This window comes from Pseudomonas sp. R3-57, from assembly GCF_051132065.1.
GTDB lineage: Bacteria > Pseudomonadota > Gammaproteobacteria > Pseudomonadales > Pseudomonadaceae > Aquipseudomonas.
The window spans coordinates 3603221-3617852 of the sequence record NZ_CP071655.1 but is presented as its reverse complement, the minus strand read 5'-3'; the positions used below and the strand labels follow the sequence as shown (position 1 = coordinate 3617852).

The following is a 14632-nucleotide window of genomic DNA, read 5'->3' as shown; positions in this document are numbered from 1 at the left end:
GGCCGGGTTTCCCCGGCCACGGTCATTGTCGATCCGTGATTGGCAAGACAGGCATTTTCTGGAAAGACTGGCATGAGCGAAAGCGTTGAAAGCGTCGACACCGTAGAACTGTTCACCGACGGCGCCTGCAAGGGCAACCCTGGCCCGGGCGGCTGGGGCGCGTTGCTGGTGTGCAAGGGCGTGGAAAAGGAGTTGTGGGGCGGCGAAGCCAACACCACCAATAACCGCATGGAGTTGCTCGGTGCGATCCGCGGCCTCGAAGCGCTCAAGCGCCCGTGCGAAGTGTTGCTGGTGACCGACTCGCAATACGTGATGAAGGGCATCAACGAGTGGATGGCCAACTGGAAAAAGCGCGGCTGGAAAACCGCGGCCAAGGAGCCAGTGAAGAATGCCGACCTGTGGAAGGAGCTGGACGAGCAGGTCAACCGTCACAACGTCAAATGGAAATGGGTGCGCGGGCACATCGGACATCACGGTAACGAGCGGGCCGACCAACTGGCCAACCGTGGGGTGGATGAGGTGCGCGGGTACAAGCAGAGCTGATGTTTTGCTGATGGACCGAGGTGGATGCAATCGCCAGCAGGCTGGCTCCCACAGGGTTTTGTGAACGCCCCAGATCCAGTGTGGGAGCCAGCCTGCTGGCGATGGGGTCGGCACGGTCCACCTGAAACACCCCGCCGAGCGTGGTAACATCCGCGCTTTTGCACGATTGACCCGTTGAGAGCTGAGCACTGATGGCCACCAGATCCGTTGTACTCGATACCGAAACCACCGGCATGCCGGTGACCGATGGTCACCGGATCATCGAAATCGGCTGTGTCGAACTGATCGGTCGGCGCCTGACGGGCCGGCATTTTCACGTGTACCTGCAACCGGATCGTGAAAGTGACGAGGGCGCTATCGGCGTTCACGGCATCACCAACGAATTCCTGGTCGGCAAGCCACGCTTTGCCGAAGTCGCCGACGAGTTCTTCGAGTTCATCAAAGGCGCGCAGCTGATCATCCATAACGCGGCGTTCGACGTTGGCTTCATCAACAACGAATTCGCCCTGATGGGTCAGCACGACCGCGCCGACATCACCCAGCACTGCTCGATCCTCGACACCCTGATGATGGCCCGGGAACGTCACCCGGGGCAGCGCAACAGCCTCGATGCGTTGTGCAAGCGTTACGGTGTCGACAACTCCGGCCGTGAATTGCACGGCGCTTTGCTCGACTCGGAAATTCTCGCCGACGTCTACCTGACCATGACCGGTGGCCAGACCAGCCTGTCGCTGGCCGGCAACGCCTCTGACGGCAATGGCACGGGTGAGGGCGCCGACAACTCCGCCACGGAAATCCGTCGTTTGCCGGCCGATCGCCAGCCGGCGCGGATCATTCGCGCGACCGAAGAAGAGCTGGCGGCGCATCTGGTGCGGCTGGAGATCATCGCCAAGTCGGCCGGCACCCCGGCGCTGTGGACGCAGATCGCCGAAGCCGACGCGCAGGCATAAGGCGCTGTCAGTACTGACAAGTGGCCACCGTCGCCACATCCGCTGCAACCCTCTACCCTGAGTGCATTGGCAGATGAAAATCAAGGAATGAGGACTTTTCCCAGTATGCGTCCGGTCATGAATCCGAAATACCCAGGGCTGTCGGTGCGTGTCGCCGACGACGGCTTTGCGCCGTATATCTGGGGCAGCGATTTCAGTTTCGAAGTCGCGGCGTATGGCGCTGCGGTGATCGGCAAGCCTGTCGAGCAATGGCAAGTCACGCCGATCGTGCCGTATCGCAAGTGTTACGGCATCGACCCCGAGGAGTTCAGCGCTTTTCACAACGCGCCCGACAGCGCGATCTTCATGGCTCATCTCGATGACGAGCCGGTCGGGCATCTGGTGATCAGCACCAACTGGAACGGTTTTGCCCATATTGATGAGCTGGCGGTGCATGCGCCGGCCCGGCGTCATGGCGTGGCCAAGGCCTTGCTTGATGTGGCGCAGTTCTGGAGCCGCAAGAAAAAGCTTCCGGGGATCATGCTCGAAACCCAGAACAACAACCTCGGCGCCTGTCGGCTGTACGAGCGTTGCGGTTACGTGATTGGCGGTATCGATCAGTTGCGCTATCGCGGCATCGACCCGAACACCGCTGAAGTGGCGCTGTTCTGGTATCGGTTGTTCGATAACCCGCTGGAAAACCCGCTCAGCTCGACAACATCGCCTCGGCTTGTTCCGTGATGATCGTCAGTAAGGTTTGAATCGCCGAGGACGGCGCGGCGTGCTTGAACGTCAGCGCATACAGGCTGATCGGCACCGCCGGTGACAGCGGGCAAACGTCCAGCCCACCTGCGCGAGCGCCCAGTGCGGTGAACGGGTCGACGATGGCCAGACCTTCGCCGGCCTCGACCATGCAACGCATCATCTGCTGGGTTTGTACGCGGGTCTGGATGCTCGGCGCCGGGCGTAGCGCTTGCAGCTTGTTTTCCAGTGCCGGGCTGAGCGGGTCCTGACCTTCGAGGCCGATCATCGCCTGACCGGCCAGATCCTGTAGAGAAATGTATTTCTGCTTCGGTTGCAGCCAGCCGTGCGGGGCAAGCAACTGCAATTTGCCCTGGGCCAGTGGCTGGCAGTCGATGTCGGCATGTTCGGGATCGTGCAGGCTCAGGCCGAGATCGCTTTCACGCAGCAACAGGCTGCGGACGATATCGCGAGTGCAGGCGCTGAGCAGGCTGCAAGGTGCATCCGGCAGGCGTCGACGCAGGGCTGCGAGGCTTTGCGGCAATAACTGTTGCGCCAGCGGCGGTGTGCCGATGATGCGCAAGGGCGGCGCGAGGTATTGCTTGAGGCTGCCGGCCAGGCGTTGCACCGGTTCCAGCGCGGCATAGACGTGGGCGATTTCGACCTGCAACGCCCGTGCTTCGGCGGTCGGTTGCAGACGCCCGCGAACACTGGCGAAGAGCATGAACCCCAGCTGACTTTCGGCTTCGCGCAAACGCTCTTCGACCTCGGTCACCGGCAACTGCAACCATTCGGCGGCGGTGCCCAGGTGACCTGTCTGCAAGAGCGCCTGAATCACTTCGATGTGGCGTAAACGCATGCGTGAAGTCCATGTTCAGCAGGTGAGGGCGGTGCTGAATCCTACCCCAACTCTGCGCACATGACTCTGCTCATCACGCCGGCTTATTGCGCAGCGATCGGCTCAGGCTCGCGAATCAGCGTAATACCCGATTGCACCAGCAGGTATTCGCTTTCGCTGACCTTGTTGATGCGGTCACCAATGGCCAATTTGTAGGTGGTGACGGGCTCCGAGCCGGTGAAGCCGTCTGCAGACGGGTTCGATTCCTGGAATTCATGCACGGAATAAACGCGGCCTTCCGCATCTCTTGCATGAAACTGACCGACGAGTACTGCTGCCATCTGCTTAAAACCTCTGGAGATAAAACGCTTGATTTGCGGCTTGGTAGACCGTCATCAAGCTTGGTAAGTTTTCCTACAACGAAAAAATATTCCTCGCGCAGGAAAAACCAATGATCGCTGGTGAAATCGCCAACACATCATCTATAACTAGCGACTCTTCCCACAGACCATCGAGAGTCTTCCATGAGCAATGTCTACAACGTCGCCGTAGTGGTCGGTAGCCTGCGCAAAGCTTCGATCAATCGCAAGATCGCACTGGCACTGGCTGAACTGGCGCCGGCGAACCTGAAACTGGAAATTGTCGAAATCGGCGATCTGCCTCTTTACAACGAAGACATCGATGGCGATTTGTCGCCCGCAGCCTACAGCACTTTCCGTCAGAAAGTGGCGTCATCCGACGCGGTGCTGTTTGTCACCCCTGAATACAACCGTTCGATCCCGGCGCCGCTGAAGAACGCCATCGACGTCGGTTCGCGGCCTTATGGCAAGAGCTGCTGGAGCGGCAAGCCGGGTGCGGTCATGAGTGTTTCGCCGGGTGCGATCGGCGGTTTCGGGGCCAATCAGCATCTGCGCCAGACCTTTGTGTTCCTCGATATTCACTGCCTGCAACAGCCGGAAGCCTATCTGGGCGGCGCGGGTAATGCGTTTGACGAGGCGGGCAAGCTGAGCGAAACGGTCAAACCGTTCCTGCAGAAATTCATCGATGCCTACGGCCAGTTCGTAGAGCAACACAAGAAATAAACCGAACGCGGTCCCGTGCAGGAGTGAGCCTGCTCGCGAGCGGTGTATCAGTCAGCATTATTGTTAACTGACAGACCGCTATCGCGAGCAGGCTCACTCCTACAGTTTTTATCTGTCTGACTTTCCATTAAGGCTTCTGCGAATGCTCGCTGCGTCACTGATTTTCCTCCTGACCATCACCCTGGTGATCTGGCAACCCAAAGGCCTCGGCGTCGGCTGGAGTGCAACCCTTGGCGCGGTGCTGGCCTTGATTTTCGGCGTGGTCCAGCTGAGCGACATCCCGCTGGTCTGGCAAATCATCTGGAACGCCACCGGCACCTTCGTGGCGTTGATCATCATTAGCCTGCTACTCGATGAAGCCGGGTTTTTCGCCTGGGCCGCGCTGCATGTGGCGCGCTGGGGACGGGGCAGCGGGCGCAAGCTGTTCGCTTTTATGGTGCTGCTCGGCGCGCTGGTTTCGGCGTTGTTCGCCAACGACGGCGCGGCGCTGATCCTCACGCCGATTGTGATCTCAATGCTGCTGGCGTTGCGCTTCTCGCCGCCGGCAACGCTGGCCTTCGTCATGGGCGCCGGGTTTATCGCCGACACCGCGAGCCTGCCGCTGGTGGTGTCGAACCTGGTCAACATCGTCTCGGCGGACTTCTTTCACATCAGCTTCAACCGCTACGCGGCGGTGATGGTGCCGGTCAACTTCGTCAGCGTGGCGGCGACGCTGGGCATGTTGCTGTGGTTTTTCCGCCGGGACATCCCGGCCGCGTACGACCCGGCGCAGCTCGAAGACCCGACGACCGCTATCCACGATAAAGCCACGTTCTACGCGGGCTGGGTGGTATTGGCGATTCTGCTGATTGGCTGTTTTGCCCTGGAGCCGCTGGGCATTCCGATCAGCGCGATTTCGGCGGTGTGCGCCGCGCTGTTGCTCGGCATTGCTGCGCGCGGGCACAGGATTTCCACGCGCAAGGTGATGAAAGAAGCGCCGTGGCAGATCGTGATTTTCTCGCTGGGCATGTATCTGGTGGTGTACGGCCTGCGCAACGCCGGGCTGACCGGTTATCTGGCCGGTTGGCTCGACGCCTTCGCCGGCCATGGCGTGTTGGGCGCTGCGCTCGGTACCGGTGTGCTGACGGCACTGCTGTCGTCGATCATGAATAATTTGCCGACCGTGTTGATCGGTTTGCTGTCGATCGATGCCAGCCAGGCCAGCGGGGTGATCAAGGAAGCGATGATTTACGCCAACGTGATCGGCAGCGATCTGGGGCCGAAGATCACCCCGATCGGCAGCCTGGCGACGCTGTTGTGGCTGCATGTGCTGGAGCGCAAGGGCATCCACATGGGCTGGGGCTATTACTTCCGGGTCGGGATCGTGTTGACGGTGCCGGTGTTGCTGGTGACGTTGGCGGCTTTGGCGGTGCGTCTTTCGCTTTAAACCGAGGTGACCCCAATCGCTAGCAGGGCTAGCTCCCACAGGTTTTGTGTACTCCGCGGAACCTGTGGGAGCTAGCCTGCTAGCGATGGGGCCCGCGCGGGCACCGCAAATCTCAGGCTTGCCCCGGCACATTCGGCCAAAGGTCCGACACCAGAAACAACCGCTCCGCCTCTTCCCATTCGCCCTGTGAGTTTTCACTCAGGCGCACCATCAATTGCGCCGGAGCCAGTGGCGGCAGTTCCAACAGCCACAGGCGCAACGCTTCTTCGGTCCAGACCTGATCCGCCGGGTAATGCGCCGGCGCCAGCCAGGCATGCCGGGGCAGGGGTTGCCAGCGGCCCGGCGGGCGTTGCGCGACGAACGCCGGCCAATCCTTCTGATGCAGCCAGGTGCCGCGCAAGTGCTGCGGATGCGCGCCGTGCGGCGATGCAGCCTCACCGGGCCACGGGTAGAGCAGGTAGCCGCCCAGCCATAAATGCGCGTCGAAGGTTTCAATATCCAGCGCCGCCAGCACTTCGCGGCTTTCCGCGCGCGCCGAGATCGGCAATTGATGTTCGGCCAGATGCGCCAGTTTGCGGTCCAGCCGATCATGGCAGCCGGGGCCCAGCCACTGCGCCGGATCGTCGCCGTCGCCATTCTGCGGCCCGAGGTAAAGTTTGATCGCCAGTTCCAGGTGATGCACGCCATCGCGATCGCGCAACAGCATGTCCAGCTCGCCAAGGGTGTGGCCTTCGCGGCGGATCGGCAGGTTGGCGGCGATCAAGTCGATGCCCGGCGCATGCTCCACCGCAAACTGCCACAGTCGCTCGTAATACAGGCCCAGACGCCGTGTGCGTGCCTGCGACAGCCATTGCAGCAAGCCGTAACTGTCACGGTCGAGCTGGCGCAGCCAGTGTTCGAGGCGCTGCGGGTCCCGCACCCAGTCGCTGCCCGCCAGCGGATGGCGCTGCGGCCATGGCGTGACGGCGAGCATCGGCGGGGCGAGGATCACCCACGCCAGATCCCGCACTTCGGGATGGCGCAACTGATGAGGTAACTGGAGCAAATCGGGAAACAGGATCATCTTGCGAGCATAGCCTGAATCATGAGCGCCCTTGAGGCTGAAAGGATTTTGTCTATCGCGGGCTTTCGCCCATAATCGGGTTTTCGCGTTATCGATCGTCCGCAGAGGTCCCATGGAGCAATTTCGTAATATCGGCATCATCGGTCGCCTGGGCAGTTCCCAGGTGCTGGATACCGTCCGCCGACTGAAACGCTTTCTGCTCGATCGGCACCTGCATGTGATCCTCGAAGACACCATCGCCGAAGTCCTGCCGGGTCACGGCCTGCAAACGTCGTCGCGCAAGATGCTCGGCGAAGTCTGTGACATGGTCATCGTCGTCGGCGGCGACGGCAGCCTGCTCGGCGCCGCGCGGGCGCTGGCCAAACACAATATTCCAGTGCTGGGCATCAACCGTGGCAGCCTCGGTTTCCTCACTGATATTCGCCCGGACGAGCTGGAAATCAAGGTCGCCGAAGTGCTCGACGGCCATTATCTGGTGGAAAACCGCTTCCTGCTGCAAGCCGAAGTCCGCCGTCACGCCGAGGCCATCGGCCAGGGTGATGCGCTCAACGACGTGGTGCTGCACCCGGGCAAATCGACGCGGATGATCGAATTCGAGCTGTACATCGACGGCCAGTTTGTGTGCAGCCAGAAGGCCGACGGCCTGATCGTCGCCACGCCCACGGGCTCCACCGCCTACGCCTTGTCCGCCGGCGGGCCGATCATGCATCCCAAGCTCGACGCTATTGTGATTGTGCCGATGTACCCCCATACCTTGTCGGGACGGCCAATCGTGGTCGATGGCAACAGTGAGCTGAAAATCGTCGTGTCCAAAGATATGCAGATCTACCCGCAAGTTTCCTGCGACGGCCAGAACCATTTCACCTGCGCGCCGGGCGACACCATTACTGTGAGCAAGAAAGCGCAGAAGCTGCGACTGATCCACCCCCTCGATCACAACTACTACGAAGTCTGCCGCACCAAGCTCGGCTGGGGCAGCAAGCTGGGCGGTGGAGGCGACTGATGCTCGATCCCGCGCGCAGTTACGACCTGATCGGTGACGTGCACGGATGCGCCTTGACCCTCGAACACTTGCTTGACCGTCTCGGTTACCACAAGCAGGGCGGGGTCTGGCGGCATCCGTCGCGGATGGCGGTGTTCGTCGGCGACATCATCGACCGTGGCCCGCGGATTCGCGAAGCGCTGCACATCGTGCATGACATGGTCGAAGCCGGTCAGGCCTTGTGCATCATGGGCAACCACGAATTCAACGCCCTCGGCTGGAGCACGCCGGCGCCACCGGGCAGCGGCAAGCAGTTCGTGCGTGAACATACCAAGCGCCATGCGCGGCTGCTGCATGAAACCCTGACGCAATTCGAAGACCATCCGGGCGACTGGCATGATTTCCAGCAATGGTTTTACGAGCTGCCATTGTTCGTCGATGCCGGCCGCTTCCGGGTTGTGCACGCCTGTTGGGATGCCGGCCTGATCGAGCCGTTGCGCGGCCTGTTCCCCGATGGCTGCATCGATGAACACTTTTTACAGGCTTCGGCGGTACCCGGGAGCTTCGCCTGCACGGTGTTCGACCGCTTGCTGCGCGGCACTGACATGCGCCTGCCGGGCGGCCAGACCATGACCAGCGGTGACGGCCTGGTGCGTTCGTTCTTCCGCACCAAATTCTGGGAAGACGACCCGAAAACCTACGGCGACATCGTCTTCCAGCCCGATGCCTTGCCGGAGCCGGTAGCGCAGACGCCGCTGAGCTCCACGGAAAAGAATTCGCTGCTGCGCTACGGCGTCGACGAACCCTTGCTGTTCGTCGGCCACTATTGGCGCAGCGGCAAACCGGCGCCGATCCGCCCGAACCTCGCCTGCCTGGATTACAGCGCGGTGCTCTACGGCAAACTGGTTGCCTATCGTCTGGACCAGGAAACACGCCTCGATCCGCAAAAATTCGTCTGGGTCGATGTCGAGCGGCCGGAGGTGCTGCAATGAGTTCAGTAGCGGTATTGCGCCTGCCGTTGGCGGTGGACCTGAGCGGTTTCGTCAAACTGCTGCAACGCATGCAGGTGCCGCATCGGGTCAGCGAGGAGGCGGGCGAGCAGGTGCTGTGGGCGCCGGCAGAAATCAGCGACGACGTGCGCTCGCTGTACGAGCGTTTTCCGGCCGGCGACCCTGACCAGCAACTGGATATTCCAGTGGGCCAGACCTTCAAGCGCCCGAGCTTCGCCGAACAATTGAAACACGCCAAGGCTACCGGCTTGATCCTGCTGTTGAGCCTGATCGTCGGCGGTCTGACGTTCCTCGGCGAAAACCTTGAGACGCTGCGCTGGCTGACCTTTCTCGATTTTCGGGTGATCGGCGAGTTCATCCACTTCACGCCATTGGCCGACAGCCTGGCGGCAGGGCAGTGGTGGCGGCTGGTCACGCCGATGCTGATCCACTTCGGCATTCTGCATCTGGCGATGAACGGCATGTGGTACTGGGAGCTGGGCCGGCGCATCGAATCGCGTCAGGGCAGCATCAACCTGATCGGCCTGACGCTACTGTTCAGTCTGGTGTCCAACTATGCGCAGTTTGTCTGGAGCGGCCCGACCTTGTTTGGTGGTCTGTCCGGCGTGCTTTACGGCTTGCTCGGGCATTGCTGGATTTTCCAGTTGCTGGCGCCGAATCCAGCCTATCGTCTGCCGCGTGGTGTGCTGGCGATGATGCTGATCTGGCTGGTGGTGTGCATGTCCGGGCTGATCTCGTTGATCGGCTTCGGCCAGATCGCCAACGCTGCGCACCTGAGCGGGTTACTCATCGGATGCTTTACCGGTTTGTTGGGTGGTTTGTATAACCGCCGTAAACTGGCCGTCTGAATTTTTAGCGAATCGAAGAGCACGGAGACCCCTGATGTCCTCTTTTAACGACATGATCAGCAACATCACCCCGGACATCTACGAGAGCCTGAAACTGGCCGTGGAAATCGGCAAATGGTCCGACGGCAACAAGCTCACCGCCGAACAGCGCGAGCTGTCGTTGCAGGCGATGATCGCCTGGGAAATCCAGAACCTGCCTGAAGACCAGCGCACCGGTTACATGGGCCCGCAGGAATGTGCGTCGAAATCGATCGAAGTGCCGAACATCCTGTTCAAGTCGGATGCCATCCATTGATCGAGATTGGCCGCGGTGCAATCAGCAAAATGTCGGCGCGCCTGGACGGGCCGAACGTGCAATATGCGTTTCGTCTGGATGACGTCGAGGTGCCGGTCAACCCGTTGATCGGCAGCACGGTGCGTCTGGAATATCTGGGGGCGATCCACTGCACCCATTGCGGGCGCAAGACCAAAACCAGTTTCAGTCAGGGTTATTGCTACCCGTGCATGACCAGACTGGCGCAATGCGACCTGTGCATCATGAGCCCGGAGCGCTGCCACTTTGACGCGGGCACCTGTCGCGATCCGGCGTGGGGCGAGCAGTTCTGCATGACCGATCATGTGGTCTATCTGGCCAATTCGTCGGGGATCAAGGTTGGCATCACCCGTGCAACGCAGCTGCCGACCCGCTGGCTCGATCAGGGCGCCAGTCAGGCGTTGCCGATCATGCGCGTGTCGACACGCCAGCAATCGGGGTTCGTCGAAGACCTTTTCCGCAGCCAGGTGGCCGATAAAACCAACTGGCGCGCGCTGCTCAAGGGCGACGCGGCGGCGGTGGATCTGGCGCAGGTGCGCGATCAGCTGTTTGAAAGCTGCGCCGAAGGCCTGCAAGGTTTGCAAGAGCGATTCGGCCTACAGGCAATTCAGACGATTGCCGATGTCGAACCGCTGGAAATCCGCTATCCCGTCGAGCAATACCCGGCGAAAATCGTCAGCTTTAACCTGGACAAGAACCCGATTGCCGAAGGCACGCTACTGGGGATCAAGGGTCAGTACCTGATCTTCGACACCGGCGTGATCAACATTCGTAAATACACGGCTTACCAGCTCGCCGTGCATCAATAAGGATTCCAGCATGCGCACCGAACAACCGAAGATGATTTACCTCAAGGACTATCAGGCGCCCGAGTACCTGATCGACGAAACGCACCTGACCTTCGAGTTGTTCGAGGACCACAGTCTGGTCCACGCGCAACTGGTGATGCGCCGCAACCCCGAACGTGGCCCGGGCCTGCCGCCGCTGGTGCTGGACGGCCAGCAGCTGGAACTGCTCTCGGTAACGTTGGCCGACCAGGAGCTGAGCGCCGCGGACTATCAAGTCTCCGACAGCCACCTGACCCTGCAGCCGGGCAGCGACAGCTTCACCCTCGACACCAGCGTCAGGATCCACCCGGAAACCAACACCGCGCTGGAAGGCCTGTACAAGTCCGGCACGATGTTTTGCACCCAATGCGAGGCCGAAGGCTTCCGCAAAATCACCTATTACCTCGACCGCCCGGACGTGATGAGCAAGTTCACCACCACCGTGGTCGCCGAACAGCACAGCTACCCGGTGCTGCTCTCCAACGGCAACCCGATCGCTTCGGGCCCGGGCGAGGACGGCCGGCACTGGGCGACCTGGGAAGACCCGTTCAAGAAACCCGCCTACCTGTTCGCGCTGGTCGCCGGTGATTTGTGGTGCGTCGAAGACACCTTCACCACCATGAGCCAGCGCAACGTCGCGCTGCGCATCTATGTCGAGCCGGAAAACATCGACAAGTGCCAGCACGCGATGAATAGCCTGAAGAAGTCGATGCGCTGGGACGAAGAGGTCTACGGTCGCGAGTACGATCTGGACATCTTCATGATCGTCGCGGTCAACGATTTCAACATGGGCGCGATGGAGAACAAGGGCCTCAACATCTTCAACTCCAGTGCCGTGCTGGCCCGCGCCGAAACCGCCACTGACGCCGCGCACCAGCGGGTCGAGGCGATCGTCGCTCACGAATATTTCCACAACTGGTCGGGCAACCGCGTGACTTGCCGCGACTGGTTCCAGCTGTCGCTCAAGGAAGGCTTCACGGTGTTCCGTGACGCCGGTTTCTCCTCGGACATGAACTCGGCCACGGTCAAGCGCATTCAGGACGTCGCCTACCTGCGCACCCACCAGTTCGCCGAAGATGCCGGCCCGATGGCCCACGCGGTGCGCCCGGACAGCTTCATCGAGATTTCCAACTTCTACACCCTGACCGTGTACGAAAAGGGCTCGGAAGTGGTCGGCATGCTCCACACCCTGCTGGGCGCCGCAGGCTTCCGCAAGGGCAGCGATCTGTACTTCGAGCGTCACGACGGGCAAGCCGTGACCTGCGATGACTTCGTCAAGGCCATGGAAGACGCCAATGGCGTCGACCTGACGCAATTCAAGCGCTGGTACAGCCAGGCCGGCACACCGCGTCTGGCGGTCAGCCAGTCGTACGATGCCGCAGCGAAAACCTACAGCCTGACCTTCCGCCAGAGCTGCCCGGAAACCCCGGACAAAGTTGAAAAACTGCCGTTCGTGATTCCGGTCGAACTGGGTCTGCTCGACAGCCAGGGCAACGAGCTGGCGCTGCGTCTGGCCGGCGAAGCCTCGGCGCAAGGCACCACGCGGGTGATCTCGGTGACCGAGGCCGAGCAGACCTTCACCTTCGTCGATATCAACGAGCAACCGCTGCCATCGCTGCTGCGCGGCTTCTCGGCGCCGGTGAAACTGAGCTTCCCGTACAACCGCGATCAACTGATGTTCCTCATGCAGCACGACAGCGACGGCTTCAACCGCTGGGATGCCGGCCAGCAACTGGCGGTGCAGGTGTTGCAAGAGTTGATCGGCCAGCAGCAAAAGGGCGAGGCCATGGTCCTTGACCCGCGCCTGACCTCGGCGCTGCGCACGGTGCTGTCCGACGAGTCGCTGGATCAGGCGATGGTCGCCGAAATGCTTTCGCTGCCGGGTGAGGCCTATCTCACCGAAATCAGCGAAGTGGCCGACGTCGAGGCGATCCACAACGCCCGCGAGTTCGCCCGCAAGCAACTTACCGAAGGTTTGTTCGAAGCGCTGTGGCTGCGTTACCAGGCCAACCGCGACCTGTCCAAGCAAACGCCGTACGTGGCCGAAGCCGAGCATTTTGCCCGTCGCGCCTTGCAGAACATCGCGCTGTCGTACCTGATGCTCAGCGGCAAGCCGGAAGTACTGGCGGCGGCGCTGGAGCAGTTCGAAAACGCCGACAACATGACCGAGCGTCTGACCGCGCTGGCCGTGCTGGTCAACTCGCCGTTCGAAGAGCAGAAAGCCCTGGCGCTGGCCAGTTTCGCCGAGCACTTCAAGGACAATCCGCTGGTCATGGATCAGTGGTTCAGCGTGCAGGCCGGTAGCACCTTGCCGGGCGGACTGGAACGGGTGAAGGCGTTGATGCAGCACCCGGCGTTCAACATCAAGAACCCGAACAAGGTCCGCGCGCTGATCGGTGCGTTCGCCGGGCAGAACCTGATCAACTTCCACGCGGCGGACGGTTCCGGCTATCGCTTCCTCGCCGATCTGGTGATCGAGTTGAATGGCTTCAACCCGCAAATCGCCTCGCGCCAACTGGCGCCGCTGACTCGCTGGCGCAAATACGACAGCGCGCGTCAGGCGCTGATGAAGGCCGAGCTGGAGCGGATTCTCGCGTCGGGGGCGTTGTCGAGTGATGTGTACGAGGTGGTGAGCAAGAGTCTGGCTTGAGGGCCTACTCGAGTCGGTTTTTGTGCACTTGAAAAAAAGGCCACCTCAGCCCGACGCTGAGGTGACCCGAGGGTGACATTTTGGTTGACTGATGAACCTGTGGGAGCGGGCTTGCCCGCGATGGCTTCGCCACATTCAACATTGGTGTGTCTGAAATTCAGCTATCGCGGGCAAGCCCGCTCCCACAGGGATTGGCAGTGTCAGAGAGAACTCAGTGCGAGCCGGCAGCCTTGTTGAGGTCGCTTTCAGTCCATTCGGTGTAGACGCAGGCGTCGGTGGTCGCCCAGCGCACATGCACCGGGTCGCCGGCCTTGAGCGGCATGCCGGCGGCTGACAAGGCTTTCACTTTCATCGAGGTTCCGCCTGCGGTGACCACGCTGCAGGTCTGGCTTTCGCCGAGGAACAGCACTTCCACCACGGTCGCTGACACCTCGTTCCAGCCCGACGGCAGCGGTTCGCGGGTTGCCTGCTGCACGCTCAAGGCCAAGGCCTTTTCCGGCCGCACCATCAGCAACACATCCTGATCAGTCTGCAACCCGGCCGTCAGCCGGATCGACAACGGCTGCCCCTCGAAACTCGCCGCCGCATTGCCCTGCGCCTTGAGCTTGAGAAAGTTCGAGTTGCCGAGGAATGAAGCCACAAAGGCGTTCGGCGGATTCTGATACAGGTCATAACCGCTGCCCAACCCGACAATCTTGCCGTGGCTGAAAATCGCGATGCGCTGCGACAAACGCATGGCTTCTTCCTGATCGTGAGTCACGTAGACGATGGTGATGCCCAGGCGCCGATGCAGTTGGCGCAGTTCGTCCTGCAGATCCTCGCGCAGTTTTTTGTCCAGCGCACCGAGCGGTTCGTCCATCAGCAGGATGCGTGGTTCGTAAACCAGCGCACGGGCGATGGCCACACGCTGCTGCTGGCCGCCGGACAGTTGCGAAGGGCGGCGATGGGCGAACTGTTCCAGTTGCACCAGTTTCAGCATGGCGTCGACGCGTTTGTTGCGCTCGGCCGCTGCCAGTTTGCGAATCGCCAGAGGGAAGGCGATGTTGTCGCGCACCGACAGATGCGGGAACAGCGAATAGCGCTGGAAGACCATGCCGATGTCGCGCTTGTGCGGCGGCACATTGACCAGCGATTGGCCGTTGACGAGGATCTCGCCGCTGCTCGGTGTTTCGAAGCCGGCGAGCATCGACAGCGTCGTACTTTTGCCCGAGCCGCTGGAGCCGAGGAAGGTCAGGAATTCACCGTCCTTGATGTCCAGCGAGATGTTGTCGACGGCGGCAAAGTCGCCGTAGTGCTTGTTCAGGTTGCGCAGGCTGACCAGGGGTTTGTCGTTCTGCTGGGAGGCGTCTTTGATCACGGCACTCATGTCGTACTCCTCGG

15 protein-coding genes are annotated in these 14632 nt (G+C 61.2%); 11 read left to right on the top strand and 4 right to left on the bottom strand.

The features are described 5' to 3' along the window. Positions 1-72: 72 nt before the first annotated feature. From rnhA to J3P93_RS16125, 3 genes are all read left to right on the top strand, one after another. Complete coding sequence (gene rnhA, locus J3P93_RS16135; RefSeq protein WP_203421732.1) at positions 73-543, top strand: ribonuclease HI; 471 nt, start codon at positions 73-75, stop codon at positions 541-543. Positions 544-734: 191 nt separating this feature from the next. After that, positions 735-1493 carry a DNA polymerase III subunit epsilon gene (gene dnaQ, locus J3P93_RS16130; protein ID WP_434589492.1) on the top strand — a complete coding sequence of 253 codons (759 nt, stop codon included), beginning with the start codon at positions 735-737 and terminating at the stop codon, positions 1491-1493. A gap of 105 nt (positions 1494-1598) precedes the next feature. Next, entirely contained in the window at positions 1599-2213 is a 615-nt protein-coding gene (locus J3P93_RS16125) for a GNAT family N-acetyltransferase (RefSeq protein ID WP_203421734.1), read from the top strand. Here the strand turns inward: J3P93_RS16125 and J3P93_RS16120 are convergent. Both J3P93_RS16120 and J3P93_RS16115 read right to left on the bottom strand, forming a co-directional pair. Next, a complete protein-coding gene (locus tag J3P93_RS16120) occupies positions 2179-3072 on the bottom strand; it encodes a LysR family transcriptional regulator (RefSeq protein WP_434589489.1) in 894 nt (297 codons plus the stop codon). The genes J3P93_RS16125 and J3P93_RS16120 overlap by 35 nt on opposite strands. Positions 3073-3155: 83 nt before the next feature. Then, on the bottom strand, positions 3156-3392 hold the full coding sequence (locus J3P93_RS16115; protein WP_090282914.1) for a hypothetical protein: 237 nt from the start codon (positions 3390-3392) through the stop codon (positions 3156-3158). Between the two features lie 183 nt (positions 3393-3575). Here J3P93_RS16115 and J3P93_RS16110 point away from each other — a divergent pair, with 183 nt between their 5' ends. Next, complete coding sequence (locus J3P93_RS16110) at positions 3576-4133, top strand: NADPH-dependent FMN reductase (protein ID WP_093102248.1); 558 nt, start codon at positions 3576-3578, stop codon at positions 4131-4133. A 142-nt stretch (positions 4134-4275) separates the two neighbouring features. Then, entirely contained in the window at positions 4276-5559 is a 1284-nt protein-coding gene (locus J3P93_RS16105; RefSeq protein ID WP_434589485.1) for an arsenic transporter, read from the top strand. Between the two features lie 112 nt (positions 5560-5671). Here J3P93_RS16105 and J3P93_RS16100 read toward each other — a convergent pair whose 3' ends face one another. Next, positions 5672-6622: a DUF1853 family protein gene (locus tag J3P93_RS16100; protein WP_434589482.1), complete on the bottom strand. Its 951-nt coding sequence runs from the start codon at positions 6620-6622 to the stop codon at positions 5672-5674. Positions 6623-6734: 112 nt separating this feature from the next. Between J3P93_RS16100 and J3P93_RS16095 the strand changes: the two genes are divergently transcribed. From J3P93_RS16095 to pepN, 6 genes are read left to right on the top strand one after another with little or no spacing between them, the layout of a single operon-like run. Next, entirely contained in the window at positions 6735-7625 is an 891-nt protein-coding gene (locus tag J3P93_RS16095) for an NAD(+) kinase (protein ID WP_011333623.1), read from the top strand. Beyond that, the gene (locus J3P93_RS16090) at positions 7622-8596 is read left to right on the top strand and encodes a metallophosphoesterase (RefSeq protein ID WP_418951609.1); all 975 of its coding nucleotides are present in this window, start codon (positions 7622-7624) and stop codon (positions 8594-8596) included. Before J3P93_RS16095 ends, J3P93_RS16090 begins: the two co-directional genes overlap by 4 nt. Beyond that, positions 8593-9462 (top strand): rhomboid family intramembrane serine protease, encoded by an 870-nt coding sequence (locus J3P93_RS16085; protein WP_434589478.1) that lies wholly within the window; start codon positions 8593-8595, stop codon positions 9460-9462. The genes J3P93_RS16090 and J3P93_RS16085 overlap by 4 nt, the downstream gene beginning before the upstream one ends. 34 nt (positions 9463-9496) lie before the next feature. Beyond that, the gene (locus J3P93_RS16080) at positions 9497-9757 is read left to right on the top strand and encodes a YeaC family protein (protein ID WP_042609561.1); all 261 of its coding nucleotides are present in this window, start codon (positions 9497-9499) and stop codon (positions 9755-9757) included. Further along, a complete protein-coding gene (locus tag J3P93_RS16075) occupies positions 9754-10584 on the top strand; it encodes a DUF2797 domain-containing protein (RefSeq protein ID WP_203421741.1) in 831 nt (276 codons plus the stop codon). Before J3P93_RS16080 ends, J3P93_RS16075 begins: the two co-directional genes overlap by 4 nt. A 10-nt stretch (positions 10585-10594) precedes the next feature. Beyond that, on the top strand, positions 10595-13252 hold the full coding sequence (gene pepN, locus J3P93_RS16070; RefSeq protein ID WP_434589473.1) for an aminopeptidase N: 2658 nt from the start codon (positions 10595-10597) through the stop codon (positions 13250-13252). Positions 13253-13463: 211 nt separating this feature from the next. Here the strand turns inward: pepN and J3P93_RS16065 are convergent, their stop codons facing one another. Further along, complete coding sequence (locus J3P93_RS16065; protein WP_434589471.1) at positions 13464-14618, bottom strand: ABC transporter ATP-binding protein; 1155 nt, start codon at positions 14616-14618, stop codon at positions 13464-13466. Positions 14619-14632 lie beyond the last annotated feature (14 nt).